General features: G+C 71.2%; 22 protein-coding genes. 6 read left to right on the top strand and 16 right to left on the bottom strand.

Annotated elements, in window-relative coordinates; genetic code table 11:
- Window positions 1-74: 74 nt before the first annotated feature.
- Complete coding sequence (locus FS769_RS12405; RefSeq protein ID WP_144833879.1) at window positions 75-1472, bottom strand: 2-oxo acid dehydrogenase subunit E2; 1398 nt, start codon at window positions 1470-1472, stop codon at window positions 75-77.
- On the bottom strand, window positions 1472-3661 hold the full coding sequence (locus FS769_RS12400; protein WP_144833877.1) for a thiamine pyrophosphate-dependent enzyme: 2190 nt from the start codon (window positions 3659-3661) through the stop codon (window positions 1472-1474). Before FS769_RS12400 ends, FS769_RS12405 begins: the two co-directional genes overlap by 1 nt.
- Before the next feature lie 150 nt (window positions 3662-3811).
- Between FS769_RS12400 and FS769_RS12395 the strand changes: the two genes are divergently transcribed.
- Both FS769_RS12395 and FS769_RS12390 read left to right on the top strand, forming a co-directional pair.
- Window positions 3812-4336 (top strand): VOC family protein, encoded by a 525-nt coding sequence (locus FS769_RS12395; protein ID WP_144833875.1) that lies wholly within the window; start codon window positions 3812-3814, stop codon window positions 4334-4336.
- The gene (locus FS769_RS12390) at window positions 4333-5016 is read left to right on the top strand and encodes a GntR family transcriptional regulator (protein ID WP_144833873.1); all 684 of its coding nucleotides are present in this window, start codon (window positions 4333-4335) and stop codon (window positions 5014-5016) included. The genes FS769_RS12395 and FS769_RS12390 overlap by 4 nt, the downstream gene beginning before the upstream one ends.
- Here the strand turns inward: FS769_RS12390 and FS769_RS12385 are convergent.
- The 8 genes from FS769_RS12385 to FS769_RS12350 all read right to left on the bottom strand — a co-directional run bounded on the left by FS769_RS12385 (window position 5009) and on the right by FS769_RS12350 (window position 15821).
- Entirely contained in the window at window positions 5009-5713 is a 705-nt protein-coding gene (locus tag FS769_RS12385) for an SDR family oxidoreductase (RefSeq protein ID WP_144833871.1), read from the bottom strand. The two genes, FS769_RS12390 and FS769_RS12385, sit on opposite strands and share 8 nt — an antisense overlap.
- Window positions 5710-6615 carry an NAD(P)-dependent oxidoreductase gene (locus FS769_RS12380; protein ID WP_144833869.1) on the bottom strand — a complete coding sequence of 302 codons (906 nt, stop codon included), beginning with the start codon at window positions 6613-6615 and terminating at the stop codon, window positions 5710-5712. Before FS769_RS12380 ends, FS769_RS12385 begins: the two co-directional genes overlap by 4 nt.
- Complete coding sequence (locus FS769_RS12375; RefSeq protein ID WP_144833868.1) at window positions 6615-7997, bottom strand: Xaa-Pro peptidase family protein; 1383 nt, start codon at window positions 7995-7997, stop codon at window positions 6615-6617. The genes FS769_RS12380 and FS769_RS12375 overlap by 1 nt, the downstream gene beginning before the upstream one ends.
- A gap of 50 nt (window positions 7998-8047) precedes the next feature.
- On the bottom strand, window positions 8048-10561 hold the full coding sequence (locus FS769_RS12370) for an ATP-binding cassette domain-containing protein (RefSeq protein ID WP_144833866.1): 2514 nt from the start codon (window positions 10559-10561) through the stop codon (window positions 8048-8050).
- Complete coding sequence (locus FS769_RS12365) at window positions 10561-11748, bottom strand: substrate-binding domain-containing protein (protein ID WP_144833864.1); 1188 nt, start codon at window positions 11746-11748, stop codon at window positions 10561-10563. The genes FS769_RS12370 and FS769_RS12365 overlap by 1 nt, the downstream gene beginning before the upstream one ends.
- A 103-nt stretch (window positions 11749-11851) precedes the next feature.
- Window positions 11852-12877, bottom strand: a complete 1026-nt coding sequence (locus tag FS769_RS12360) for an ABC transporter permease (RefSeq protein WP_144833862.1) — start codon at window positions 12875-12877, stop codon at window positions 11852-11854.
- Window positions 12874-14253: an amidohydrolase family protein gene (locus tag FS769_RS12355; protein ID WP_144833860.1), complete on the bottom strand. Its 1380-nt coding sequence runs from the start codon at window positions 14251-14253 to the stop codon at window positions 12874-12876. The genes FS769_RS12360 and FS769_RS12355 overlap by 4 nt, the downstream gene beginning before the upstream one ends.
- A gap of 134 nt (window positions 14254-14387) precedes the next feature.
- Window positions 14388-15821: an amidohydrolase family protein gene (locus FS769_RS12350; RefSeq protein WP_144833858.1), complete on the bottom strand. Its 1434-nt coding sequence runs from the start codon at window positions 15819-15821 to the stop codon at window positions 14388-14390.
- Window positions 15822-15946: 125 nt separating this feature from the next.
- On the opposite strand from FS769_RS12350, the gene FS769_RS12345 reads away from it, so the two are divergent.
- Window positions 15947-16987, top strand: coding sequence for a ketopantoate reductase family protein (locus FS769_RS12345; protein ID WP_144833856.1), 1041 nt, complete (start codon window positions 15947-15949; stop codon window positions 16985-16987).
- A gap of 118 nt (window positions 16988-17105) precedes the next feature.
- Window positions 17106-17798, top strand: a complete 693-nt coding sequence (locus FS769_RS12340) for a helix-turn-helix domain-containing protein (protein WP_144833854.1) — start codon at window positions 17106-17108, stop codon at window positions 17796-17798.
- A 6-nt stretch (window positions 17799-17804) separates the two neighbouring features.
- Here FS769_RS12340 and FS769_RS12335 read toward each other — a convergent pair whose 3' ends face one another.
- The 3 genes from FS769_RS12335 to FS769_RS12325 are packed head-to-tail and all read right to left on the bottom strand — an operon-like array spanning window position 17805 to window position 20653.
- The gene (locus FS769_RS12335) at window positions 17805-18860 is read right to left on the bottom strand and encodes a zinc-binding dehydrogenase (RefSeq protein ID WP_260979765.1); all 1056 of its coding nucleotides are present in this window, start codon (window positions 18858-18860) and stop codon (window positions 17805-17807) included.
- Between the two features lie 5 nt (window positions 18861-18865).
- A complete protein-coding gene (locus tag FS769_RS12330; RefSeq protein WP_144833850.1) occupies window positions 18866-19177 on the bottom strand; it encodes a Dabb family protein in 312 nt (103 codons plus the stop codon).
- Window positions 19178-19186: 9 nt separating this feature from the next.
- A complete protein-coding gene (locus FS769_RS12325) occupies window positions 19187-20653 on the bottom strand; it encodes an amidohydrolase family protein (RefSeq protein WP_144833848.1) in 1467 nt (488 codons plus the stop codon).
- Between the two features lie 142 nt (window positions 20654-20795).
- Between FS769_RS12325 and FS769_RS12320 the strand changes: the two genes are divergently transcribed.
- Window positions 20796-21800 carry a ketopantoate reductase family protein gene (locus tag FS769_RS12320; RefSeq protein ID WP_144833846.1) on the top strand — a complete coding sequence of 335 codons (1005 nt, stop codon included), beginning with the start codon at window positions 20796-20798 and terminating at the stop codon, window positions 21798-21800.
- 4 nt (window positions 21801-21804) lie between these two features.
- Here FS769_RS12320 and rlmB read toward each other — a convergent pair whose 3' ends face one another.
- Both rlmB and cysS read right to left on the bottom strand, forming a co-directional pair.
- Complete coding sequence (gene rlmB / locus FS769_RS12315; protein WP_144833844.1) at window positions 21805-22800, bottom strand: 23S rRNA (guanosine(2251)-2'-O)-methyltransferase RlmB; 996 nt, start codon at window positions 22798-22800, stop codon at window positions 21805-21807.
- On the bottom strand, window positions 22793-24193 hold the full coding sequence (gene cysS / locus FS769_RS12310; RefSeq protein ID WP_144833842.1) for a cysteine--tRNA ligase: 1401 nt from the start codon (window positions 24191-24193) through the stop codon (window positions 22793-22795). Before cysS ends, rlmB begins: the two co-directional genes overlap by 8 nt.
- Before the next feature lie 68 nt (window positions 24194-24261).
- Here cysS and FS769_RS12305 point away from each other — a divergent pair, with 68 nt between their 5' ends.
- The gene (locus FS769_RS12305) at window positions 24262-24723 is read left to right on the top strand and encodes a GNAT family N-acetyltransferase (RefSeq protein WP_260979756.1); all 462 of its coding nucleotides are present in this window, start codon (window positions 24262-24264) and stop codon (window positions 24721-24723) included.
- Here FS769_RS12305 and ispD read toward each other — a convergent pair.
- Complete coding sequence (ispD, locus tag FS769_RS12300) at window positions 24720-25922, bottom strand: 2-C-methyl-D-erythritol 4-phosphate cytidylyltransferase (RefSeq protein ID WP_144833840.1); 1203 nt, start codon at window positions 25920-25922, stop codon at window positions 24720-24722. The genes FS769_RS12305 and ispD overlap by 4 nt on opposite strands.
- Window positions 25923-25994 lie beyond the last annotated feature (72 nt).

The following is a 25994-nucleotide window of genomic DNA, read 5'->3' as shown; positions in this document are numbered from 1 at the left end:
GTGATCTCACCGTGCGGGCAACGCGACCCGGGGTGTTCGGCGCGCTTTCGGAGGAGAATCCTCGGCGCGGGGCCTCAGAGCAGGATCTGCAGCGGGTTCTCGATGCGGGCGACGAACGCCGCGAGCCAGCGGGCGGCGAGCTCCCCGTCGAGAACGCGGTGGTCCGCCGACAGGGTGACCGACATGACCGTCGCCACCGCCAGCTCGCCGTCGTCGTCGACGACGGGACGCTTCGTCGCCGCGCCGACGGCCAGGATCCCCGCGTGCGGCGGGTTGATGATCGCCGAGAACGCGGTAGTGCCGTACATCCCGAGGTTCGACACCGAGAACGACCCGCCCTCGATCTCGCGCTGCTTGAGCGTGCCGGCGCGCGCCCGCTCGGCGAGGTCGCGCACGGTGGCGGCGAGTTCCGACACCGAGAGGCGATCGGCGCCCCGGACCACCGGCGTCGACAGCCCGCCCGGCACCGACACCGCGACGGCGATGTCGGCCGAGGTGAAGCGGCGCGTGGCGTCGTCGGTCCAGATCGCGTTCGCCTCCGGCACGTCGCGGAGGGCTCCCGCGACGGCCTTCACCACGAGATCGTTCACCGAGATGCGCGAGCTGCGTCCGTCGTTGATGCGGGCGCGGAGGGCGAGCAACTCGTCCACCCGGCAGTCGGCCTGCAGGTAGAAATGCGGGACCGTCGCTTTCGACTCCGTGAGACGTCGGGCGATCGCGCGGCGCATGCCGGTGTGGGGCACGTCCTCGTAGGCGGCGCCGGCGGGGTCTGCGCTCTCCGCGGGGTTTCCGGCGGGCGCGGCGACGGGAACGGACGCGCTCGGGGCCGCTTCGTCGACCCCCGCGGCGGCGGGAGGGACGTACGCGTCGAGGTCACGGCGCACGATGCGGCCGCGCGGGCCGGAGCCGGGCACGTCGCGCAGGTCGATGCCCCGTTCGCCGGCGAGACGCCGCACGAGAGGCGAGGCGAAGAGTCGCTGCTCCTCCCCCGCGGGGGCTGCGACCGGAGCCGCGTGGGGGGCGGGAGCGGTCGGGGGCGTCGCGGGAGCGGAGGGGGCGGATGCCGCTTCCTCGGGCGCGGCGGCGATGACCTCGTCGGCACCGCGGGCGGGCACGGCGGGCACGCGGGGGGCCGCGGCGGCGGCATCCGTCTCCTCGCTCTGGTCGTCGGCGGGAACAGCATCCGTCGCGGAGGAGCCGCCGACGGCGGCGAGCGCGGCATCGACGCTCTCGCCCTCCTCGGCGAGCACGGCGATCGGCACGCCGACGGCCGCGGCCTCCCCCGCCGCGAGCAGGATGCCGGCGAGCACGCCGGAGCGCTCAGCCTCGTAGTCGACGACGGCCTTCTCGGTCTCGATCTCGACGAGCGCCTGACCCGCGCGGACGGGGTTCCCGACCTCGACGAGCCAGCTCTGGATGGCGGCCTCGGCGGCCCCCGTGGCGATCTCGGGCATGCGGACGACGATGGCCATCAGTTCATCCCCCCTGCCGCGCGCACGCGTTCCAGACCCGCGGCGACCTCTTCGGTGCGGGCGATGGCCGCCCTCTCGAGCACCCGCGAGATGCTGGGGCTCGCCTCGCCTCCGGTGACGCGTTCGACGGGCTGGTCCAACCAGTCGAAGAAGCGCCGTTGGATCTCGTCCGAGAGCCACCCGCCGTACGACGGACCGCGCGAGCCCTGCTCGACGATGAGGACGGCATTGGTCTTGCGGATGCTCTCGCCGATCGTCTCCCAGTCCAGCGACGCGCGGTCGAGCCAGCGCAGGTCGATCGCCTCGGCATCCACCCCCGTCTGCTCGACCGCCTCGAGGGTGTGTCCCACCATCGACAGGTAGGTCAGCACCGTCACGTCTTCTCCCTCGCGGCGGACGGCCGCGCTTCCGGGCGGAATGATGTAGTCGAGGTCGGTGTCGGGCACGCGGTCGGGCGTGCCGTACAGGTCGACGTGCTCGATGACGAGCACCGGATCTTCGAGGGCGAGCGCGGCGTTCATGAGTCCCACGTAGTCCGCGGCGGTCGAGGCCGCGACGATGCGCCACCCGGCCTGCGTGGCGAAGATGCCCGCGGGGTCCATGAGGTGCTGCGAGCCGTAGCCCGACCCCATCGCGACCTTGGTGCGCAGAACGAGAGGCATGGTGTTGTTGTCACCGAACATGTGGCGCGCCTTGCCGACCTGGTTGAACACCTGATCGGCTGCCACCCACATGAAGTCGGGGTACATGAACTCCACGACCGGCCGGAAGCGGCCGTCCATCGCGATGCCGCCGGCGGCGCCGAAGAACCCGTTCTCGCTGATGGGCGTTCCGATCACGCGATCGGGGCCGTACTTCTCGGCGAGTCCCTTCGTCGCCCCGTTGGTGCCGCCGCCGAGGCGGTGCACGTCTTCGCCGAGCACGATGATGCGCGGGTCGGTCTGCATCCGCCGGTCCATCGTCTGGGCGACGGCCTCGACGAACTTGGCCTCGCGCCACGGCCCCGACCACTCGCTCGGCTCGGTCGCCGTGAGGTCGGCCAGTTCGGAGGCGTCGCCGCGGATGCCCGTGTCGACCACGGCGGGATCGGGCCAGAGTTCGGGGCGGATGCGGCGGCGACCGGGGCGATCGGGGTCGGCCTCGACGATCGCGGCGACCGACTGCGCGACGGCGGTGACCGCCTGCTCGCGGACGGCGGCCGCCTCGGCCTCGTCGATCTGCCCGAGGCGTCGCATCTCGCTCGCGACCCGCTCCAGCGGATCGCGCGCGCGCCACTGCCCCTCTTCGTCTTTGGTGCGGTAGCCGAAGGCGCTCCCCGGGTACGGGCCGTTCTGGTGGAAGAAGCGGTACACCTCGGCCTCGACGACCGCGGGACCCTCACCGGAGCGCATGCGCTCGAACGCCTCGCCCATGGCCAGGTGCACGGCGAGGGGATCCATTCCGTCGACGCGCCAGGCGGGGATCGAGAAGCCCTGCCCGCGCACCGAGAAGCGGGTGTCGGCGCTGGCCTCGTCGGCGCGCGTCGAGACGGCGTAGAGGTTGTTCTCGATGAAGAAGGCGACCGGGAGCTTCCAGGTCGAGGCGAGGTTCATCGACTCGAGCACCGACCCGATCTGGCTCGAGCCGTCGCCGAAGTAGTTGACCGAGACGTCGGTGGTGCCGGCGTGCTTCTGCGCCCACGCGTGACCGGTGGCGAGCGGCGCACCTCCGCCCACGATGGCGTTCGTGCCGAGGGCCCCCGCCTCGAGCCACTGCAGGTGCATCGAGCCGCCGCGACCGCCCGAGAAGCCCGACGCCAAGCCGAGGATCTCGGACAGCGTGCGGTCCAGCAGGGTCTGCACGTCGGGGGTGACGAGGGCGCTCGGATCGAGCACTCCGTTCGACACGTGGGTCAGGGTCTTGGCGAGGAACTGGTGGTGTCCGCGGTGCGAGCCGTTCACGGCATCCGTCGACCGCATGCCGACGATCGAGCCGACTGCTCCGCCCTCCTGGCCGATGCTGGAGTGCGCGGGGCCGTGCACGAGGCCGGCGCCGGCGAGGTCGAGGACCGCCTCCTCGAACGCCCGGATGAGGTGGAGCTGACCGAGCATCGTGCCCAGCAGGGCCGGGTCGGCCGCCTTCCAGTCGGCGGGCGTCGTCTCGAGCTGCACCCACTCGACACCGGTGGTCAGCCTCTTCCGCTTGGCCATGTCGCTCCTCACGCGTCGTTGCGTCTGTCTATACAGAATGTTCACCGTCACTGTACGATGCGATTGTCTCCAATACAAGGCGCGAGACCAAAGAAGTGCGGCAGTATGGGCGCAGAAGACGTCCGACTGGATCCAATGGAGGAGAACGGCATGGGACTTCCCGGACTGCGCGGCAGCGACCACATCGGCGTCACCGTGCCCGATCTCGACGAGGCCGAGACCTTCCTCGTCGGCGTCCTTGGAGCGGAGTTGGTGTACACCCTCCCGGGCCGCAGCGGAGAGGGCGACTGGATGACACGGCAGCTCGGCGTGCACCCGCGCACGGCCATCCGCGAGATCCGCTTCTACCGACTGGGCATGGGCACCAACCTCGAGGTGTTCGCCTACGACGCCGCCGACGGGCAGGCCCCTCCCCCGCGCAACAGCGACATCGGCGGCCACCACCTCGCCCTGTACGTCGACGACCTCGACGCCGCCGTCGCCCACCTGCGCGCGCACGACGTCGAGGTGATGGGCGAGCCGGTCTCCAGCGGGGCCGCATCGGCCGGGCAGCGGTGGATCTACTTCCGCGCGCCGTGGGGCATGCAGTTCGAGCTCGTCAGCTCCCCCGAAGGCAAGGCGTACGAGCGCGACGCGCCCACGCTGCTCTGGCACCCCGCGAGGCCCGCCGAATGAGCGGCGCCCTGCCCCCGACGCGTGATCACGGGCGAGCCGGCACCGGGATCGCCGACGTGCTGCGCGACGAGATTCTGCGCGGTGTCCACCCGCCCGGCACGCGGATCCGGCAGGAAGACCTCGCCGCCCGGCACACCACGAGCCGCCTCCCCGTGCGGGAGGCCCTGCGTCTGCTCGAGTCCGAGGGACTCGTCACCCTCGTCGCGAACTCCGGCGCGTGGGTCTCGCGCCTGACCCTCGCGGAGTGCGAGGAGCTGTATCTGGTGCGCGAGCGGATCGAACCGGTGCTGCTCGGCCTCAGCGCTCCCCTGCTGACCCCCGCCGACCTCGACGAGCTCGACGGTCTCGCCGATCTCATGGAGGGGGCGGATGCCGAGGAGTTCCTCGTGCACGACCGCGCCTTCCACCTGCTCACGTACGCCCCCGCGCGCACCGTGATGCTGGGCGACACCGTCGTCGGCCTCTGGAACCGGACGCACCACTATCGCCGCGCGTTCGTCGCCGCCGCGCACGCGCGACACGACGGCGCGGCCCACCACGACCATCGCCTCCTCGTCGCCGCCCTGCGCCGCGGCGACGCCGAGGAGGCCGCACACGTGCTCGAGCGGCACATCCGACGCACGCGCATCGAGCTCGAGCGGCATCCGGAGATCTTCGACGCCGACGCCGCACTCAGGTGATGCGCCACCCGCGGTCGACGTAGAGGTTGGTCGCCGAGACTCCTTCGTTGTGCAGCAGGAAACGGGTTGCATCGACGACGTCGGCCATCGTCGCCAGCTCGCCTCCGGGAGTCCGTGACGAGTACGCCTCGAGCACGCCCGAGGGCTTGCCGGCCCAGAAGGGGCTGTCGCCGATGATTCCCGGATGCAGGGCGTTCACGCGCAGGGGCGCGAGCTCCAGCGCGAGCGCGGTGGTGAGTCCCTCGACCCCGCCGTTGATCGTCGAGACCGTGACCGACCCGGGGTAGGGCGCGTCCTTCGCGCGACCGCCGAAGAGCACGATGCCCGTCGAGCGCTGGGGCACGAGCCGATCGAGCAGCGCGTGCACCGTCTCGGTGTACCCCACGAGTTTGAGGGTGACGAGACGCCGAGCGCGGGCGATGTCGTACTCGCGCACGGTGTTGGCGTCGCGCTCGATGGCGGCGAGCACCAGGCCGTCGAGAGGACCGACGTCGGCGAGGGCGGGCGCGATGTGCTCGGGCTCGGAGATGTCGACGGCGATGCCCCGCACGTTCGGTCCGATCTCGGCCGCCACCGCCGCCGCGACGCCCGCATCGCGACCCGTCAGGGTCACCTCGTGTCCGTCGGCGGAGAGGGAGGCGGCGATCTCGCGCCCGATCCCCGAGGTCCCGCCCACCACCAGATATCTGCGCGTCACGCTGCGCCTCCTCTTTCGTCGTCGTCGGATGCCGCGAGCAGACCACGGCGGGTCACTTCGGCGGCCGCACCCCAGTCGAGCTCGGCCAGGTCGGGGTCGTCGAGCGCGCGCTCGAACACGGCCGTCAGCGCGGCGAGGGTCGGAAGGTGCGTGCCCGTCTCGGCGGCGATCTCGGCGCTCAACCTCAGATCCTTGTAACCGAGACCGACGGTGAAGCCGGGCGGGTTGTACGCCTGCGCGGCGATCATTCCGCCGTACCCGCCGTAGACGACTCCTCCGAAGAGCGTGGAGGTGAGGATCTCCACGAACAGGCGCGGGTCGACCCCCCGCGCCTCGACCAGGGCGACCGACTCGCCGATCGCCTGGATCGCGTGGATGATGTCGTAGTTCACCGCGATCTTGACCGCGTTGGCCGTCGGAGCCTCGGCGCCGAGGGGCCAGAGGCGCGCGGCGAAGAGCTCCAGGAACGGCTCAGCGGTCTCGACGGCGGTCGCGTCCCCCGCGACGAGCACGTTGAGCTTGCCCTCCGCGGCCACCGCGGGCCGGCCGAGGACGGGCGCCGCCACGTACCCCGATCCCGCCGCGGCGAAGCGCGACCGCAGCTTCGCCGCCGCCGCCGGGCTGATGGAGGCGAGGTTGACGTGGACGCCTCCGGAAGCGGATGCCACCGCGCCGGCATCCAGCACCCCCAGGGCCGCGGCGTCGTCGGCGAGCATCGAGAACGACACCTCGAACGCCAGGGCGTCCGCGGGGGCCGCGCACGCCACCGCGCCCGCCGCGACGAGATCGTCGACGGCTCCGCGCGAGCGGTTCCACACGTGCACGTCGTGACCGGCGTCGACGAGCCGGCGCGCGAGGGCCGCGCCCATCGAGCCGAGGCCGAGGAAACCGACGGATGCCATCACTGCTCCCCGCGGCCCCACGTGGTGTTCAAGTGCGACTGCGAGTCGCGCTGGTTGTTGAGCGGACCGCCGACGGCGATGTAACGCGGGCCCGCGATGAGCAGCTCCTCGGCGGGGAACTTGGTGATGACCTCGCATCCGTCGGCCGTCACCACGACCTCCTCCTCGATGCGCGCCGCGCCCCATCCGTCGGCCGAGGGCCAGTACGTCTCGAGGGCGAAGACCATGCCCTCCTTGAGCTCCTCGGGGTGATCGAACGAGACCAGACGCGAGAAGATCGGCTTCTCCCAGATCGACAGCCCCACCCCGTGGCCGTACTGCAACGCGAACGCCGCCTCCTCGTCGGCGAAGCCGAACTCCTGCGCCGTGGGCCACACCGAGACGATGTCGGCCGTCGTCGCACCGGGCCGCACGAGCGCGATCGCACGATCCATGTACTCGCGGGCCCGCGTGTACGCGTCCTTCTGCTTCGTGCTCGCCGACCCCACCGCGAACGTGCGGTAGTAGCAGGTGCGGTAGCCGTTCCAGCTGTGCAGGATGTCGAAGAACGCGGGGTCGCCGGGGCGGATGAGCCGGTCGGAGAAGACGTGCGGGTGCGGGGAGCACCGCTCGCCCGAGATGGCGTTGACGCCCTCGACGTACTCCGAACCGAGGTCGTAGAGGGTCTTGGCCACGAGACCCACGGCCTCGTTCTCGCGGACGCCGGGGCGGAGGAAGCGGTAGAGGTCCTCGTACGCGGCATCCACCATCGACGCGGCCTGGGTCAGGAGTCGGATCTCATCGCCGGTCTTGATGCGCCGGGCCTCCATGAACACCTGCTGACCGTCGACGACGCGGATGCCGACCTGCTGGAGCGCGAAGAGGATCGGCAGTTCGATCACGTCGACGCCGAGGGGCTGGTCGGCGACGCCGAACTTCTCGAGCTCGCGCTTGATCTTGCGCGCGACCTCCTCGGCGATGCCGGCATCCGGGGGGAACGCCCCGCGCAGCGTCGAGATGCCCGCGCGGGCACCCGACTCGAGGCGCGGACGCTTCGTGCCCTCGTGCGGGGCGTGGGGGTCGGCATCCATCTCCGAGGTCGTGACGTCGAGCCACGGGTTGTACAACGCGTGATGCTTCGCCGCGGATCCGAAGTCCCACGAGATCGGATCGGTGTTGCGGGTGAGCAGGCTGAAGCGGATGAGCTTGTCCATCGCCCACGTGCCGATGTGGGTCGCCGTCATGTAACGGATGTTGGAGAAGTCGAAGGCGAGCACCGCCCCGAGCTCGGAGCGGTCGAGCTCGGCCTTGACCCGCGCCAGCCGTTCGTCGCGCAGGCGATCGAAGTCGACGCGCGCCTCCCAGTCGACACCGTTGGTGCCCGTGGTTCCGGTGTTCTTCATGTTGGGCCTTCCTAGAGGGCTGAAAGAGGGGATGTCGCGGTCGGAGGCGTTCAGCCCGACCGCACGCTCGAGGGGCGGCGGCGGCGGACGAGCAGCATGACCAGCGGCACGACGGCCGCGAACAGCACGAACGCGCCCTGGATCCAGTACTGCCACGACAGACCGAGCGAGAGGAACGCCAGGGCGCTCGTCACCGTCTGCAGGAGCAGCCCTGCCGCCGCGACGGCGAGCGCCGACCCCGACCCGCCGAAGATGCTCGCGCCGGCGATGACGACGGCGGTCACCGAGGTGAGCGTCAACGCCTGCGCGGCGTTGGCGTCGCCGATACCCGACCGCGAGTACACCGCGAGACCCGCGACGGCGGCGAGGGTGCCGGCGGCGACGGATGCCAGCAGCCGGGTGCGCGGCACGCGCACGCCCATGCGGTTGGCCTTGACCGGGTCGGACCCGGCGGCGCGCAGTGCACGGCCCCCGCGGGTGCGCTGGATGACGAACCACATCACGACGGCGAGCGCGACGGCCAGGGCGAGGATCATCGGCACTCCCGCGATCGCGAGGCCGAGGGTCGTCAGCACGTCGGCGCGGGCGGCGCCCCCCGGGCTCGGGCGCAGCACTTGGGCCACCCCGAGCACGGCGATCGAGCTCACCAGCGTCGCGATCACCGGGGGCAGCGAGAGCCGGGTGACGAGCAGGCCGTTGATCCAGCCGACCGCGGCACCCGCGGCCAGGGCGAGCACGACGCCGATGAGGAAGAAGGCGATGCCCTGTTGCGCGAAGAACGACAGGATCACGGCCGACAAGGCGGTGACCGAGCCGATGCTGAGGTCGATGCCCCCGGTCATCACCACTACGAGCTGTGCCAGGCCGACGAAGACGAGCACGCTCGCCGCCGCGAGCAGCTGGCTGATGCTCAGCGGGCTGAGGAACGCCGACGACACGAACGACGTCACGATCGACAGGGCCACCGCGAGCCCGAGCAGCACGACGGCCTGCGTCTCGCCGGCGAAGAGGCTGCGCGAGCGCGAACGTCGCGCGTGCACAGCCACCTCGACCGATGCCGTCTCCGACGACATCACCGCGGCTCCCGTGATGGCCCGCTCGTCGACCTCGTCGCCGACGAGGGTGGTCTGCACGCGCCCGCGGGAGAAGACCACGACGCGATCGCACAGTCCCTCGAGCTCGACGGCATCCGTCGACAGCACGACGACGGCGACACCGGAGGCGGCGAGCTCGCGCAGGAAGGCGTAGATGTCGACGCGGGCGCCGGCGTCGACCCCCTGCGTGGGGTCTTCGACGAGCAGCACCTTCGGGTCGCCGAGTCGGCCTCGGGCCAACAACACCTTCTGCTGGTTTCCGCCCGACAGCGAAGACACCGGCACCTCGAAGTGCGGCGTCTTCACGGCCAGACCGGCCACTCCCTCGCGGGTCAGATCGTACTCGCGGCGACGGCGGACGAAGCCGCCGGGCATCGCGGCGCCCAGTGCACCCGCGACGGCGTTCTCGCGGATCGACATCTTGCCGAACATCGCCTCGCCGATGCGATCGCCGGGGAGGAAGACGACCCCCGCCGCCGCGGCGGATCGGCGCGAACGCACCGAGATCTCGCGTCCGCCCACGAGCACCCGGCCGTCGCTCGAGCCGTTGCCGGCGATGCCGCGCAGCACGCGCCGCTGGCCGTTGCCCTCGACACCGGCGAGACCGATGATCTGTCCGGGATAGACCGAGAACGACACGTTCTCGTACCCCTCGCCGCTGAGCTCGAGGACTTCGAGGGCGGGGGTCTCGGATGCCGCCGGAGCGGCCGGCTTGTCGGGGAAGGTCGTCTCGAGCGAGCGTCCGACGATGAGTTCGACGACCTCGTCGGCCGAGAAGTCCTCGACGAGACCGCGGCCCACGACGCGCCCGTCGCGGAGCACCGTGAGGTCGTCGCCGATCTCCATGACCTCGGGGATGCGGTGGGTGATGTAGACGATCGCCACCCCGTCGGCCAGGAGCGAGCGCACCTGGCCGAACAGCCAGGCCGTCTCCTCCGGTCCGAGCGCCTCGGTCGGCTCGTCGAGCACGAGCACCCGGGGATCGGATGCCAAGGCGGCGGCGATCTCCACGAGATGCGCCTCGCGCAACGACAGCGACGACACCTGCGCGTGCGGGTCGATCGACAGCGAAAGACGGGCGAAGTGGGCGGTCACCCACGCCGCCGCCGTGCGCCGCGAGGGGCGCTTGCTCGCCGGCAGGAGCAGCAGCACGGCATCCACCACGCTCAACGAGGGCGCCAGGGCGGGGATCTGGTAGACGATCGCCAGCCCCGCCTCGCGCGCCTCGGCGGGGCGGATGCGGTCGAACTCGCGGCCGGCGAGACCGATGGTCCCGGCATCCGGCACCACCGATCCGGCCGCGATCCCCACGAGCGTGGACTTTCCGGCGCCGTTCTCGCCGAGCACGGCGTGCACGCGACCGGCGGCGATGTCGACCGAGACCGCGTCGAGAGCGGTGACACCGGGGTAGGTCTTGGTGATGCCCGAGAGAGTGAGTGCGGAGGCCACGGCCGTGGGGGTCTCGTTCATCAGCCGAACAGCTTCGTGATCTCGTCGGAGCTCAGCAGCGTCGACGGCGTCGCGTCGGACGGCGCGTCGGGCAGGCAGGCCTCTTCGGGCGTCTTCGACCCCTCGGCCGAACCGGTGGAGTCTTCGAACAGCGACAGCTCGTACAGCGAGGGCTCGTCATCCGCGGTGCCGAACTTCGCGGCGAGCGCCTTGCGCAGGGCCACGCGTCCGATCCAAGTGCGCGACGACACGGTGGCGAGCTCGTAGCCGGGGTTCTTCGCCTTCAGGTCGGCGAAGCCGCAGCTGAGGGAGTTGTCGTCGGTGGAGGTGAGGATCGGCAGAGTCTGGCCCGCGGCCTCGTACGCGCGGATCACGCCCGAGGCGGATGCGCCGTAGTCCGCGATGATCGCGTTGATGGGCGTTCCCTGCGACAGGACGCCGGCCATGGCCTGCTGCGCCTGGGCCGGGTCCCAGTTCGTCCAGATCGGCTCGCTGTTGATGAGCGTGATCTGCGGATTCGCGTCGAAGACCTCCTTGGCTCCGGCGTACTCCTGGGTCGAGACCAGGGCGCCCGAGGGGCCGCCGAAGAACACGACGTTGCCGCCGGCGCTGCCGAGCCGGTCGACGATCCACTGGGCCTTCGACTTGCCCACGAACGAGGGGATCTGGTCGGCGTAGTCGAGGTAGTCGGTGCCCGCCGTGCCCTGGGGGTCGGAGGCGAAGTTCACGACGGTGGAGCCGGCCTGCGTGGCCTGACGGATCGCGGGCAGGTGCGCCTCGCCGGGGCCGGCGTCGGGGATGACGAGGATGATGTCGGTGCCCTTGGCCGCGAGGCTCGTGATGCCGGAGGTCGTGGCCTCGAGGTCGCCGCGACCGGCGATGAACTCGACGCCCGAGATGGCGGCGCACTTGGCCGCCTCGCTCTCGATCTCGGCGAGCACGGTCTTCGACCAGGTGTTGGTGCCGTATCCGTCCACGACGCCGACCGAGACCTTCTCGCTCTCGTCGGAGGGGCAGATGCCCGAGATGTCGGTGAACTGCGACATCGTGCCGGTGCTGCCGGCGGCGATGTCGCCGGTCAGGTTGCTCGATCCTTCGCCGCCGGTTCCGCCGCCGGCGCTGTTGGTCGACGAACAACCGGCGAGCACGAGGGCGCCGAGGGCGATGGCGGCGAGACCTGCTCGCCGCGCGGGTGCTGTGGTGATCATGGGGTACTCCTCTTCGAGTGGTGATCGGGTGGAAGAACGGGTGAGGGCGCGACGGACCGCGCCGCCGGCCGCAGAGGGCTCGCGGGCGAGGGCGATCGGGATGTCAGACCATGGGCCGACGTCGCATGAGGTTCCGGATGCGGGAGGTGGTGCCGCCCAGCTGCAACTGGGCGACGATGCCGACGCCGATGATGAGCGCCTGCACGATGTTCTGCACGGCGGTGGCCTGCGTGAACGTCTGGACCAGCTGCGTGAGCTGGGCGAGGAAGAGGGCGCCGAGCGCCGTGCCCACGACGCTGCCGCGTCCGCCGGTGAGGGCGGTGCCGCCCAGGACCACCGCGGCGATCGACGGCAGGAGGTAGTCGTCGCCGGCGGTCAGGGTGGGTGTGCGCAGCAGTCCCGCGAGGAGGATGCCGCCCGCCGCGGCGAGCGCGGCCGACAGGACGTAGGCGACGATCGTGTACCCGCGGGTGCCGATGCCGAGGTTTGCGGCGCTGCGCGGGTTCTCGCCGACCAGCTCGAAGCGGCGCCCGAGCCGGGTCAACTTCAGCACGACATGGATGACGAGGGTCAGGGCGAGGGCGAAGAACACCAGGACGGGGATGCCGCCCCAGCGGCTCAGCGCGAACTGGTTGAGGGCGTCGGGGCTCTGCGTCGCGAAGCCGCCCGAGACCGCCTGCACCGTGCCGATCATGAGCGCGTTGACCGCGATGGTCACCACCAGCGGAGGAAGACCGAACAGGGTGATGACGAGACCGCTGGCCAGGCCGAACGCGGCGACGGCCACAACGGCCGTGACGATCGCGGCGGGCAGCCCCAGGGCGTCGTCCCCGCCGAAGCGGGCCACGATGAGGGCGCCGAGGGTCACGGCCCCCGGGATCGAGAGGTCGAGCCCGCCCTGCTGGATCACAAGGGTCTGGCCGATCGCGACGATCGCGATGAGGGCGGCGAACGGCAGCATCGACACGATCGCCGTCGGTCCGACGCTCCCCGGGGCGATCAGCGGGCTGATCACGAACAGTGCCGCGACCGCGATGAACGCGCGGGTGCCGGGCCAGGCCAGCACCATCCGCGCGGCGGGACCGTGGTCCTTGGGCGCGGTGCGCGGGGGTGCCGCGAGGTCGGTCATGCCGTCACCAGAGCGGGGTGCCAGGTGCCGTCCAGGCGTGCCTCGGGCATCTCGCCGAGCAGGAATTCCCGCGAGGCCTCGGCATCCGCCTTCAGCTTCGCGATGTCGACGCCGACCAGCTCGCCGTCCTTCTTCACCCGGCGCCCCTGCACGAACACGTCGCGCACGAGGCCCGGGTGAGCGGAGTACACGAGGCTGCCGATGGGGTTGTTCAGCGGGGTGAGGGCGAGCGAGCGGTCGTCGAGCACCACGATGTCGGCGGCCTTGCCCACCGCGATCGAGCCGGTCTTGTCGGCCAGGCCCGCGGCGTGGGCGCCGTCGATCGTGGCGAACTGCACCACCTCGGCGCACGTGAGGCTGATGCGCTCCAGCACTTCTCCGGTGTCGACCGAGGGGGCGTTGTCGAGGGCGCGCTGCATGCCGATCGCGGTGCGCATCGTGGCGAACATGTCACCGCCGTTCGAGCTGCAGACGTCGATCGAGAAGGTGGGACGGATGCCGGCGCGCAGCAGGCGGCCGGTGGCGGGGAAGCCGTGTCCCATCTGCATCTCGACGTCGGGGGCGACCGAGGCGGTCCCGCCGCTGTCGGCGATGAGGCGCAACTCGTCGTCGGCCAGCGTGCAGCAGTGCACGTAGGTGATCCGGTCCGACAGCAGCCCGTCGGCGTCGAGCTTGCGGATCGGGCCGGACTTGCCCCAGTACCCGTCTCCCGCGTGCATGGTGACGCGCAGGTCGAGGTCGGCGGCCAGGCGGAAGTCGGCGACGTTGACCTCGGGGGTGACGAACTGCGGTCCGCGCAGGGCGAGCGCCATCGTGACCAGGCCGTCGTCGGAGGAGAAGTGCTCGTCGCGGACACGACGCGCGTCGTCGGGGTGCACGTTGGCCGAGGGGAGGCTCCCCCACTGGTCGGCTCCGCCGCCGTGGGCGAAGACGGCGCGCATGCCGGTGTCCTTGAGCGCGGCGACGGCGGCGTCGGCGTGCGCGGGGGTGGCGAGGTTGTGCGACCAGTCGACGAGGGTGGTGATCCCCGCGTCGAGGGCCTCGAGGGCTCCGAGGTAGTTCCCGGTGTAGGTGTCCTCGGGGCGGAAGTGCTTGCTGAGGCCCGTGTGCAGTCCGGCGAGGTACTCGGTCAGCGACCAGTCCGACGCGAGGTTGCGGACGACCGACTGCCACGTGTGGCGGTGGGTGTCGACGAAGCCGGGGTGGACGATGCGGCCTCGCACGTCGATCACTTCGGCGTCGGCGGCATCCAGCCCCCGACCGATGGCCTCGATGGTGCCGTCGGCGCCGATCAGGATGTCGGTGTCGGTGAGGACCTCGCCGGGTCGGACCGCGGTGATCACGGTCCCTCCCCGCAGCAGCGTGCGCGTGCTCATGGAATGGTGACTCCCTCGTCGAACCGGAGCGTCGTCGCGCCGGTGGTGTTTCGTGATTGGATGCTAAAAAGCCTGACTGAACATGTCAAGTATTTGTTACCACTCTGCTGCACAACGTGCAGTCGAACTGCACCTCAGGCGCGTTCCCGGTACAGCGGGATGTCGATCGGAGGCTGCGGGATGAACGACCGCGCCCCGCCCATCTGCGCGTAGAGGTGCTCGTGGGAGCGCTCGAGCGCGTCGGTCGCCGCGCGCACGTCGACGTGGGCGAGCGCTCCCCCGCGCTTGACCACCTTCCCGTCGACGAACACCGTGTCGATGCAGCCGGCGTTGCCCTGCGAGACCACCGCCCCGGTCGGATCCTCCCGGTTCCACCCCACCTGGCTGATGCCCGACATGTCCACCAGCACGATGTCGGCCCTCTTGCCGGGCGTGAGCGAGCCGACGAGGTGGTCGACGCCCGCCGCCCGCGCCCCGTTCAGGGTGGCCCACCGCAGGGCGTCGCGCGTCGTCCACGCCATGCGCTGGGGCGCGCGCATGGCGGCGTACTCGGGCTCGTCGGCGCGGTACCGCGAGGCCTGCAGCACCAGCCGCGCGTGCGAGAGCATGTCGCCGCCGTTGCCCGAGACGCAGTCGATGCCCAGACTCGGCCCGGGCGTGTGGGCGGTGGTCTCCGCGATCGCGGGGTATCCCATGCCCATCTGCATCTCGGTCTCGGCGCACACCGACACCGTCACCCCGCTCCCCTGCAGCAGCTCCCACTCGCGCGGGGTGTTGAAGGTGCAGTGCACGAGCAGCAGATCCTCGGCGAGGAGCCCGTGCGCGTGCAGCACCTCGACGTCCTGGAAGAGCTGGCGCACCATGACCTGATTGGCGTGGAAGGTGATGCGCGCCCCGAGCTCCCGCGCGAGGCGGAACTCCGCCGCGACGTCGGCGACGGGCGCGATCGCGAGCTCCTGAGGGGCGATCCCGAAGCGCAGGAGCTGGTCGTCGGTGGAGAAGTAGCGCTCGCGGATCTCGGTCGCCAGCCGCGCACGGGTGGCGAGGGCGGCGGGATCCGACCCGGCCGCCGAGCCGCCGCGCGACTGGCTCCAGGTGTTGGTGGTGATCGGGGTGAGCCCGTGGGCGTAGAGGGCCCGGATGCCGGCATCCCGCAGTCCCGTGACCGCGGCGTGCGCACCGTCGGGGTCGAGGATGTTGTGGCAGTAGTCGACGATCGTGGTGATACCGGAGTTGAGGGCGTCCAGGGCGCCGACGTAGTTGCCGGCGTACATGTCGTCGGCGCGGTACAGCGGCGCCATGTGCAGGCGGATCCCGCGCAGGTAGTCGGGAATGTTGCCGTCGGCGAGGATGCCGCGCAACGCCGTCTGCCACGTGTGCCGGTGCGTGTCGACCATGCCCGGGATGGCGATCTTGTCGCGGCCGTCGATCACCTCGGCGTCGGCGACGGAGATGTCGGGGCGGATCTCGCGGATCACCCCGTCCTCGATGAGGATGTCCGTGCGCGGGATGTCCCCGAGCCGATCATCGACGGTGGCCGCCGCCACGTTGCGGATGAGAGTGCGCATGCTCGCTCCTTCGCGATCCGTGGGGTCTTCCTCGACCCGACGTTGTGCTGAACTACACGCGACTGTACAGTCACACGCAGATTTGTAAAGTCACAGCAAACGCTTGTCGGAGTCGAGGAGGACCCATGACCAGAGCGAACCCCCGGATCGCCGTGCTCGGAACCGGAGCGCAGGGCGCCAGCATCGGCGCCGACCTGCTGCGCGCCGGACTCGACGTCACCTACATCGAACAGTGGCCCGCCCACGTCGAGGCCATGCGCGAGCGCGGCATCGAGGTGCGACTGCCCGACGAGACGCACGTGACACCGGTGCACCCGCTGCACCTGTGCGAGGTGGCGACCCTGCGCGAGCCGTTCGACATCGTGTTCATCGTGGTCAAGGCCTACGACACCCGGTGGATCGCCGAGCTCATCGCCCCCCACGTCGCCGACGACGGTCTCGTGGTGGGGCTGCAGAACGGCATGACGCAGGACGCGATCGCGGCCGCGGTGGGGCCGCACCGCACGATGGGCGCGGTCATCGAGGTCGCCTCGAACATGTTCGAGCCCGGCATCGTCAACCGCCAGACGCCCGTCGCCGGCTCCTGGTTCGCCGTCGGCGCGTACGACGACTCCGCCCGGGGCCGCGAACCCGAGATCCAAGCCGTGCTCTCGCACACCGGTCGGGTCGACGTCTCCGACGACATCCGCTCCTCGAAGTGGATGAAGCTGGTCGCCAACGCCGGAGAGCTCGTACCCTCCGCCATCCTCGACCTCCCCCTCGCGTCGGCCGTGGCGCTCCCGGGCGTGCACGACTTCATGATCGAGTGCGGAAAGGAGGCGGCCCGCGCGGCTCTCGCCGACGGCAGCCGTCTCGTTCCGATCTTCGGCCTCACCGACGACGCCGTGACCGATCCCGACCGCTACGCCTCCGACCTGCTCGGGGCGGTGCTCGACAGCTTCTCGCTGCCCGACACCAAGACGACGGTGCTGCAGGACTGGATGAAGGACCGGCACGGCGAGTACGCCGAGGTGAACGGTCTGATCGTCTCGGTGCTCGAAGCCGCGGGGCAGGACGCCCCCTACAACGCCCACACCGTCCACCTCGCGCGCGAGATCGAGGCGGGGCGGATGCCGCGGTCGACGGCGAACCTCGAGATCCTCCTCGACGTGCCTCGGCGGGGCTGAGGCCGCGGGTGTTCAGGCGCGGCGCACAGAACCGGCGCACGGCGGCGGGTAGCGTGGACCCCCGAGAGGCGGGGGCTCCGTGACGGGGATCGCCGCCCTCGGACGAGGAGGCGCCGAGATGACCGACGACATCGGCAGCAGACTGCGCGACGCACGGCTGCAGAAGGGCTTCAGCCTGCGCAGCGTGGCCACCGCGCTCGGGGTTTCGGCGAGCTTGATCTCGCAGGTCGAGACGGGCAAGACCCAGCCCTCCGTCTCGACCCTGTACGCGATGGTCACCCACCTCGGCATCTCCATCGACGAGCTGCTCGGCGTCTCGCCCACCTCGCACGTGGGCGCGGCAGCCCCCGCCCCCGAGCCCGTGGCGGGCGACCCCACGGTGCAGCACGCGGCCGACAACGCCGTGCTCGACATGGAGAACGGCGTGCGCTGGGAGCGCCTCGCCGCCGGAGCCGGACCCGCTGACGCCCTCCTCGTCACCTATGAGCCCGGGGCGTCCAGCTCGGTCGAGGGCAAGATGATGCGCCACGCGGGCATGGAGTACGCCTATCTCCTCGAGGGCGAGCTCACGCTCCGCCTCGAGTTCGACACCTTCACGCTGCACGCCGGAGACAGCCTGCACTTCGACTCCGTGCGACCGCATCTCTACGTCAACAGCAGCGACGCGATCGCCCGCGGGATCTGGTTCGTCGTCGGCCGCCGCGAGCACAATCAGGCCATGCCCTCGGCGGGGCAGAACCTCGGCGCCCCGCGCGACACGATCGGCTCGGCCGTCGACGTGCTGCGCGCGATGGACGACCTCGATCGCTGAGCGCGCTCAGCGCGCCGATCCGTGGCGCGCGGGTCGACGCTGCGTTGCTGCGGGGTCGATCACCGTCTTGATCTGACGCGCGCCCCCGTCGGTCAACGGCACGAGCGCCCCTTCGGCGACCTCGTCGAGCGGAAGGACCTCGGAGGCGAGGTCGCTCCAGTCCGCGCGCGCGGAAAGCAACTCGACGGCACGCGGGAGGTCGGCGGCCATCGCGTGCGCGACGGTGCCCACGATCGTGTACTCGCGCAGGGTCCACGCGCCCAGCGGCACGGGGATCTCGTCGCGCTGGATGCCGACGGGCACGAGCACCGCCCCGGGAAGCGCCGCGGCGACCACCTCGTCCCAGCCGGCCCGCGAGCCGCTCACCTCGAACAGCACGTCGGCCTCACGACCGGCGTCCGCGAGAGCCTCGGCGAGCGAGCGCTCTCCGGCGAGCAGCGTCGACTCGGCTCCGAGCGCGCGCGCCAGATCCAACCTCTCCGCGGAGCGGTCGACCGCCAGCACGCGCGCCCCCACGGCCGCCGCCGCGTGGGTGAGGAAGGCCCCGATGCCGCCGATGCCCAAGACCACGGCATCCTGTCCCGCCGTCAGTCCACTGCGGGCGACCGCGTGCACGGCGATGGCCATCGGCTGCGCCAGGGCGAGGGTGTCGGCGGTGAGGGCGCTCGCGGTGACATCGAGCAGGGTCGCCGCGGTCACCGCCACGAACTCGGCCAGTCCCCCGTCGACCTGGAGTCCCGCGGTGCGGTACCGGCGACACAGGTTCGTGCGTCCTGCACGGCACGGCTTGCAGCGCCCGCACGAGATCCCCGCTCCGCACACCACCTGCGCTCCGACGGCGAGATCGACGCCGTCGCCGACCGCCTCGATCGTCCCGGTGAACTCGTGTCCGAGCACGACCGGCAGCTCGGTCAGCACCGGGCCGCGGGTGTACTCGGTGGCATCCGACCCGCACACCCCGCACCCGGTGACGCGCACGAGCGCCTCGCCCGGTCCCGGCGTCGGGATCTCCCTCTCCTCGATGCGCAGGTCTCCCGCGGCGTGGAGCACCGCGGCGCGCATGCGCGTCACAGCGCGGTTCCGTCGGGCACGACGATCTGCACGGCCTGGCGCGTCTCGATCATGCGCGCGAGGTGCGCGTCGTAGACCGCCGCGTGCTGCGGCGAGTCGAGGTAGGCCGTCAGCGCCGCGTCGTCGTCCACGAGGGCGACCACGCCGTAGTCGCTGGGGCTCGGACGCAGGCGCAGATTGGGCCCGCAGCGATAGGCGTGCAGCATCGGCAGAGCGGATGCCATGTCCTCGAGCGCGGCCGTCAGCGCCTCCACCTCCTCGTCGCCGACGTCGGCCTTCCAGGTGAACAGCGCGGCGTGCAGGATCATGCGGTCCTCTCAGTCCTGGGCACGGGCGACGACGTGCGCGTCGCCGTCGGTGTAGCGGTAGGGGTTCTCGATCGCCTCGTCGACGGGGATCTCGGGGTGCATGCCCTCGGCCCACGCCTTCTCGCCGAGCTTCGAGCGCACGTACTCGACCGAGGCGGCGACCTTGTCGCGCACGGGCGCGAGCGGAAGCCCGATGCGCACGCCCTGGTACTTCACCACGCGTCCGTCGACGACGACGGTGTGCACGTCGGCCGTGCCGGCCTGGTACACCACGTGGGCGTAGGGGTGCAGGATCGGCGTCATCGCGGGCGACTCGTCGTTCTTGATGAGCACGATGTCGGCGCGCTTGCCCGGGGTGAGGGAGCCGATGCGGTCCTCCATCCCGAGCGAGAGGGCGCCGCCCATGGTCGCCATCCGCAGCACGTCCTCCGCCCGGAGGCGGTTCGCGACGATCGTCTCACCGCGCGCGTGGGCCTCGAGGTGGTCGCGCGATCGGTCGGCGCTGAGGGTGGCGCGCATCGCGGAGAAGAAGTCGGCGCTCCACCACACGCTCGTGTCCATCGACAGCGAGGCCGGAATCCCGTGCTTGCGAATCGCCCAGGTCGAGGGGTATCCCTGCCCGGCGCTCTGCTCCGACTCGGTGGCCACCGACACCGTGCCGCCGGTGGCCGCGATCTTCTGGTAGCTCTGCTCGTTCAGCGACGCCGAGTGCACGTAGCAGACCTCGGGGGTCATGAATCCGGCGTCGTACATCTGCGTGATGGCGGTGTCGGTGGTCGCTCCCCACACACCGGCGTGCGTGGTGACGCGAAGACCCAGGTCGCGTGCGGCCTCGAAGGCGCCGCGCTCGGGGAAGTCGGAGGCGCCGGGCACGTCGAAGGCGAGCTGCAGGCCCATCATGTCGTTCGGGCTCGAGAAGTTCCGCGAGACGAAGTCGCGGAACTCGGGGGCGTTCGCCCATTCCCATGGGGCGCCGAGGTAGTTGCCGTAGCCGAGCACGAAGCGCCCCGGGATCTCGCGCAGTGCCTGGAGGGCGGCTTCGCCGTACTCGGGGGTGCGCAGACCGTGCGACCAGTCCAGGGTCGTCGTCACGCCCGTGTCGACGGACTCGAGGGCACTGAGGAGGTTGCCGGCGTAGACGTCCTCGGGGCGGAACACCTCGCCCCAGTTCAAGTAGTAGAAGACGAAGTACTGGCTCAGCGCCCAGTCGCCGCCGAAGCCGCGCAACGCCGACTGCCACATGTGCCGGTGCGTGTCGACGAAGCCCGGCGTCACGATGCCCCCGGAGGCGTCGATCTCGAGGGTGCCCTCGGGCACCTCGAGTCGGTGCCCCACGGCGGCGATGTCGCGACCGATCACGAGGACGTCGGCGTCGTCGAGAACGCCCTGCTCATCCATCGTGATGACGGTGGCGCCTCGGAAGACGAACGGGCGGTCGGCCGAGAACTGCTCGGCCGCGGGTGCGGTTTCGGTCATGGCTTCTCCCCATCGAGAATGTTCGTTCCTGGTTTACACTCTCTCGTAGGATCCGGCAAGAGTCCGCTTTTCGTTCAGCATTGTTGGATTAAGTCGCGGCACACACCCCATGCGTTCGCTCTCACTCCAACGAAGGAGCACGATGTCCATATCGTCCATCGCCGTGCTGGGCACCGGCGCCAATGGAGCGTCGATCGGCGCCGACCTCATCGACGCGGGTCTCGACCCGGTCTTCATCGAGCAGTGGCCCGCGCACGTCGAAGCCATGCGGGCGGAGGGGCTGCGCGTGCACACACCCTCGGGCACGCGCCACGTGCACCCGCGGGTGCTGCACCTGTGCGAGGTGGCGACCCTGCGGGAGCGGTTCGACCTCGTGCTGCTGGTGACGAAGGCCTACGACGCGCGATGGGCCTCGGCCCTCATCGAGCCGTACCTCGCGGACGACGGGGCCATCGCGGCGGTGCAGAACGGCATGACGACGCAGACGGTGGCCGACGTGGTCGGCCCCGATCGCTGCGTCGGGACGGTCATCGAGATCTCCTCGACCATGACTGAGCCGGGGATCGTGCATCGTCACGTCGACCCGGAACGCTCGTGGTTCGCCGTGGACGCCACGGCCCCACGGGGGCCCGACGTCGCCGACGTGCTCTCGCACGCGGGCGAGGTCGCCCGGGTGGACGACATCGGATCGGCGAAGTGGATGAAGCTCGTCAGCAACGCCTCGGTCCTCGTCCCGACGGCGGCGCTCGGCCTGCCCATGGTCGACGCGATCCGGGTCCCGGGCATGCGCGAGCTCATGCTCGACGCCGGCCGCGAGGCGCTGCGCGTCGCGGGTGAGCACCGAGTGCTCCCGATCTTCGGGCTGACCGAGGCGTCCATCGCCGAATCCGACGACGTCGTCGACACGATGCTCGACGTGCTCTACTCGCGCTTCACCGTGCCCGGGGCCACCACCACGGTCCTGCAGGACTGGGGCAAGGGTCGTCGCAGCGAAGTCGACGACATCAACGGCGCCGTGGTCGCGGCGGGCCGGCGACTCGGCATCCCGACTCCCGTCAACGACGCGATCGTCGCGGTCGGGCACGCGATCGAGCGCGGCGAGTTCGAGCCCTCCCTCGCCACGCTCGACCGGATGCGTCCGGCCTGAGCCGTCAGCGCGCCGCGCGCATCGTCGACACCTGGTACAGGGCGACGGATGCCGCGATCCCGGCGTTGAGCGACTCGGTCGCCGTCGAGATGGGGATCGACACGACCTGGTCGCAGGTCTCGGTGACCAGGCGCGACAGGCCCTTGCCCTCGGAGCCCACGACGATCAGCACGGGGCGGTCGGCGAGCTCGAGGGCGGGAAGCGACACGTCGCCGTCGCCGTCGAGGCCGAGCACGAACACACCCTGCTTCTTGAACTCTTTGAGCGTCGCCGTCAGGTTCGCCGCGAGCGCGACGGGGATGCGGGCGGCCGCTCCGGCGCTGGTCTTCCAGGCGGCGGAGTTGACGCTCGCCGAGCGGCGCTGCGGAATGATCAGGCCCTGACCGCCGAACGCGCCCGTCGAGCGGATGATCGCGCCGAGGTTGCGGGGGTCGGTGACGCCGTCGAGGGCCACCAGCAGCGGCACCTCGCCGCGGTCGATGATCTGCTCGAGCAGGTCCTGCGGGTGGGCGTAAGAGTAGGGCGGCACCTTGAGCGCGACGCCCTGGTGCACGCCATCGAAGCCGGCCATGCGGTCGAGCTCGGGGCGCGTGACCTCGAGCACCGGGATGCCGCGGTTGGTCGCGATCGACAGCATCTCCTTGACGCGGTCGTCCATCTCGACGCGCTGGGCGATGTACATCGCCGTGGCGGGGATCTTCGCGCGCAGCGCCTCGAGCACGGAGTTGCGGCCGGTGACCGTCTCGGTGTCGTCGGCGGCCTTGGGGCTCTTGCGGTTGGGGTTGCCGACCGCACGCACACCGGGGCGGCCCTTACCGCCGGCGGCGGCATAGCGCTCTTCGGCGGCCTTGCGCTTGCCGGCGGGGTGCCAGGCGCGGTCCTCGGCCTTGGGGGTGGGACCGCGACCCTCGAGCGCCTTGCGGGAGTGCCCGCCGGTGCCCTTGAGCGGCCCCTTCTTCTTGCCGGGGTTGCGTGCTCCCGGGCGTCCAGGCTTAGCCATCGATACTCCAATGTGTTCCGGCTGGAGTGTCTTCCAGCGTGATTCCTGCGGCGGCGATCGCGTCTCTGATGCGATCCGCGGCCGCCCAATCCTTGTCCGCACGCGCGTGTGCGCGCTGCGTGATCATCGTCTGGACCAGGGTGTCCAGAGCGGCGGTTTCGGCTCCTCCGCCGACGCTGCTCCACTGGGGAGAATGCGGATTGATCCCCAGGAGGAGCGTCATCTGCTGGACGTCCGAGACGTCCTGCTTCGCTTCATCGTACTTGCCCGCGTCGAGCAGCGCATTTCCCGACCGGATGCTGGTGTGGATCGCGGCCAGCGCCCGGGGCACCGAGAGGTCGTCGTCCATCGCCTCGACGAACTCCGTCGGAAGGCCTTCCTTCGCCTCCGACCAGCCCGGGCGAGCGACGCGCTCGGCGCGCTCGAGGAAACTGCGGATGCGACCGAGGGCCGACTCGGCCTCGGCCCACGACGCCTCGCTCAGGTCGAGGTTGGAGCGGTAGTGCGCCGCGGCGAGGGCGTAGCGCACCACGAGCGGGTCGTGGGCGTCGAGCACGTCGGCGGCGAGCGTGAAGTTGCCGAGCGACTTCGACATCTTCTGTCCGTCGACGGTGACGAGGCCGTTGTGCACCCAGTAGCGGGCGAAGGCGTCACCCGCGGCAGTCGACTGGGCGATCTCGTTCTCGTGGTGCGGGAAGCGCAGGTCGAGACCGCCGCCGTGGATGTCGAACTCCGGACCCAGGTATCGGCGCGACATCGCCGAGCACTCGATGTGCCAGCCGGGTCGTCCGGCGCCCCACGGCGATGCCCAGGTGGCCGAGGCGGGCTCGTCGGCCTTGGAGCCCTTCCACAGCGCGAAGTCGCGCGGATCGCGCTTGCCCCGGGGATCGGCGTCGGTCGCCGACTCCATCGCGTCGAGGCTCTGGCGGGTCAGCTCGCCGTAGGCCGGCCACGAGCGCACGTCGAAGTACACGTCGCCGGCGGCGGCGTAGGCGTGACCGCGCTCGATGAGCTCGGCGATCAGTTCCTGCATCTGCGTGACCGATGCGGTCGCGCGCGGCTCGTAGGTCGGGGGCAGGATGCCGACGGCGGCATACGCCCGAGAGAACTCGAGCTCCATGCGATAGGCCAACGCCCACCAGGGCTCGTCGTCGCTCGCGTTGGCGAGCACCTTGTCGTCGATGTCGGTGACGTTGCGCACGAACGTGACTCGGCCGTAGCGGTGGGCGAGCCATCGGCGCAGCAGATCGAAGGCGAGGGCGGCGCGCACGTGACCGATATGGGGACCGGACTGCACGGTGGGCCCGCAGACGTAGACCGTGACGTTCGAGGGGTCGAGGGGAACGAAGTCGCGCAGCTCCTGCGCTTTCGTGTCATACAGCCGAACGGTCACCGGGCCAGCCTACCGGCCGCCCCTCGCGGCGACCCGTGCGTGAAACACGCAGCGGTTAGGGTGCCGACGTGAACCTCACCATCCGCCCCGACGACCTGTCCGGAGAACCCACGCGCGCCCTCGTCGCCGCCCACCTCGCCGGAATGCACGAGAACACCCCGGCCGAGAGCGTCCACGCCCTCGACGTCGACCGCCTCGCCTCCGACGGCGTCACCATGTGGTCGGCCTGGATCGACGGCGAGATCGCCGGCATCGGCGCCTGCAAAGACCTCGGCGACCAGCGGGCGGAGCTCAAGTCGATGCGTGTCGTCGAGGCGCACCTGGGTCGCGGTGTGGGCCGCGCGATCCTGCGTCGCATCATGGCCGATGCGCGAGAACGCGGCATCCGGAGCCTCTGGCTCGAGACCGGCAGCACGGCCGACTTCGTCGCGGCCCGGCGGCTCTACGCGAGCGAGGGTTTCGTGGAGTGCCCGGCGTTCGCGTCGTACGCACCCGACCCGCTGTCGACCTTCATGACGCGCGAGCTCTAGGCCGGCACGACGAGCGCGGTCGCGAAGGCCGCGACCCCCTCGGTCCGTCCCGTGAAGCCGAGTCCGTCCGTGGTGGTCGCACTCACCGAGACGGGGGCGCCGCCGAGGGCGCGGGAGAGGGCCTGCTCGGCCTCGACGCGACGCGCGGCGAAGCGCGGGCGATTGGCCTGCACCTGCACCGCGACGTTGCCCACCCGCCACCCGGCCGCCGCCAGCAGGCCGACCGTGTGCGTGAGGAAGGCGGTGGCGTGCGCGCCGGCGAACTCCGGCCGATCGGTGCCGAAGTGCGTGCCGATGTCGCCGAGCCCCGCCGCGGCGAGCAGGGCGTCGACGATCGCGTGCGCGACCGCGTCGCCGTCGGAGTGGCCCGAGAGCGCCTGCTCCCCGGGCCATTCGAGACCCGCGAGCCAGAGGGTGCCCTCGCCGCCGAAACCGTGGACGTCGGTGCCCAGGCCCACGCGCGGGATGCCGGTCGCCGGCGTCGGCGCGGCCTCGACCTCGGGGGCGGCCGTGACGAGCGAACGGGCACGCTCGAGGTCGGGAGCGGTCGTGACCTTGAAGGCGCGGGCATCGCCCTCGACCGTGACGACGGGGTGCCCGGCTGCGGCGACGAGAGCGGCGTCGTCGGTGTGGTCCGCGTCGGCGGATGCCGCGGCCGCCTCGAGCACGGATCGACGGAAGCCCTGCGGCGTCTGGGCCGCGGCGAGCTCCGACCGATCCACCGCGGCGACGACCCGGCCCGCTCCGTCGACGCGCTTGATCGTGTCGACGACGGGGAGAACGGGGATCACGGCGACCGCGCCGTCGTCGAGCGCCGCCACGACGCGCTCGAACACCGCGGCCGGGGTCAGCGCCCGGGCGGCGTCGTGCACGAGAACGGTGTCGACATCGCCCCACAGGGCCGTGAGCCCCGCGGCGACGGACTGCTGCCGGGTCGCTCCGCCCGTGACGACCGTCACGAGCTCGCCCCGGTCGCCCGCGGCGTCGAGCGCGTCGGTCGTCGCGTCGCCCTCGTAGCCCTCGGGCACGACCACCACGACCTGCGCGGCCGGGGCGCAGAACACGCCCCGCAACGCGTGGTGCAGGATCGACCGGGCGTCGAGGCCGACGAACGCCTTGGGTGCTCCCCCGCGCAGGCGGGTGCCGGAGCCGGCCGCGACGACGATGACCGCGAGGTGGGGGACGGGGGTGAGAGTCACCCGATCACGCTAGCGCGAGCCGACGCACCCCGGGGAACGCCGAAAGCCCCGGCCCGCGTCATCGGTTCTCGA

The organism is Microbacterium sp. BH-3-3-3 (assembly GCF_007679045.1).
Lineage (GTDB): Bacteria > Actinomycetota > Actinomycetes > Actinomycetales > Microbacteriaceae > Microbacterium > Microbacterium algihabitans.
The sequence above is the reverse complement of the archived record's forward strand: the minus strand, read 5'-3'. Positions and strand labels throughout refer to the sequence as shown.

What these genes read in the sequence shown, in the direction of transcription:
- FS769_RS12405 (WP_144833879.1), bottom strand. Translation starts at nt 1,472, where the DNA reads ATGGCCATCGTCGTCCGCATGCCCGAGATCGCCACGGGGGCCGCCGAG.
- FS769_RS12400 (WP_144833877.1), bottom strand. Translation starts at nt 3,661, where the DNA reads ATGGCCAAGCGGAAGAGGCTGACCACCGGTGTCGAGTGGGTGCAGCTC.
- FS769_RS12395 (WP_144833875.1), top strand. Translation starts at nt 3,812, where the DNA reads ATGGGACTTCCCGGACTGCGCGGCAGCGACCACATCGGCGTCACCGTG.
- FS769_RS12390 (WP_144833873.1), top strand. Translation starts at nt 4,333, where the DNA reads ATGAGCGGCGCCCTGCCCCCGACGCGTGATCACGGGCGAGCCGGCACC.
- FS769_RS12380 (WP_144833869.1), bottom strand. Translation starts at nt 6,615, where the DNA reads ATGGCATCCGTCGGTTTCCTCGGCCTCGGCTCGATGGGCGCGGCCCTC.
- FS769_RS12375 (WP_144833868.1), bottom strand. Translation starts at nt 7,997, where the DNA reads ATGAAGAACACCGGAACCACGGGCACCAACGGTGTCGACTGGGAGGCG.
- FS769_RS12370 (WP_144833866.1), bottom strand. Translation starts at nt 10,561, where the DNA reads ATGAACGAGACCCCCACGGCCGTGGCCTCCGCACTCACTCTCTCGGGC.
- FS769_RS12365 (WP_144833864.1), bottom strand. Translation starts at nt 11,748, where the DNA reads ATGATCACCACAGCACCCGCGCGGCGAGCAGGTCTCGCCGCCATCGCC.
- FS769_RS12360 (WP_144833862.1), bottom strand. Translation starts at nt 12,877, where the DNA reads ATGACCGACCTCGCGGCACCCCCGCGCACCGCGCCCAAGGACCACGGT.
- FS769_RS12355 (WP_144833860.1), bottom strand. Translation starts at nt 14,253, where the DNA reads ATGAGCACGCGCACGCTGCTGCGGGGAGGGACCGTGATCACCGCGGTC.
- FS769_RS12350 (WP_144833858.1), bottom strand. Translation starts at nt 15,821, where the DNA reads ATGCGCACTCTCATCCGCAACGTGGCGGCGGCCACCGTCGATGATCGG.
- FS769_RS12345 (WP_144833856.1), top strand. Translation starts at nt 15,947, where the DNA reads ATGACCAGAGCGAACCCCCGGATCGCCGTGCTCGGAACCGGAGCGCAG.
- FS769_RS12340 (WP_144833854.1), top strand. Translation starts at nt 17,106, where the DNA reads ATGACCGACGACATCGGCAGCAGACTGCGCGACGCACGGCTGCAGAAG.
- FS769_RS12335 (WP_260979765.1), bottom strand. Translation starts at nt 18,860, where the DNA reads ATGCGCGCCGCGGTGCTCCACGCCGCGGGAGACCTGCGCATCGAGGAG.
- FS769_RS12330 (WP_144833850.1), bottom strand. Translation starts at nt 19,177, where the DNA reads ATGATCCTGCACGCCGCGCTGTTCACCTGGAAGGCCGACGTCGGCGAC.
- FS769_RS12325 (WP_144833848.1), bottom strand. Translation starts at nt 20,653, where the DNA reads ATGACCGAAACCGCACCCGCGGCCGAGCAGTTCTCGGCCGACCGCCCG.
- FS769_RS12320 (WP_144833846.1), top strand. Translation starts at nt 20,796, where the DNA reads ATGTCCATATCGTCCATCGCCGTGCTGGGCACCGGCGCCAATGGAGCG.
- rlmB (WP_144833844.1), bottom strand. Translation starts at nt 22,800, where the DNA reads ATGGCTAAGCCTGGACGCCCGGGAGCACGCAACCCCGGCAAGAAGAAG.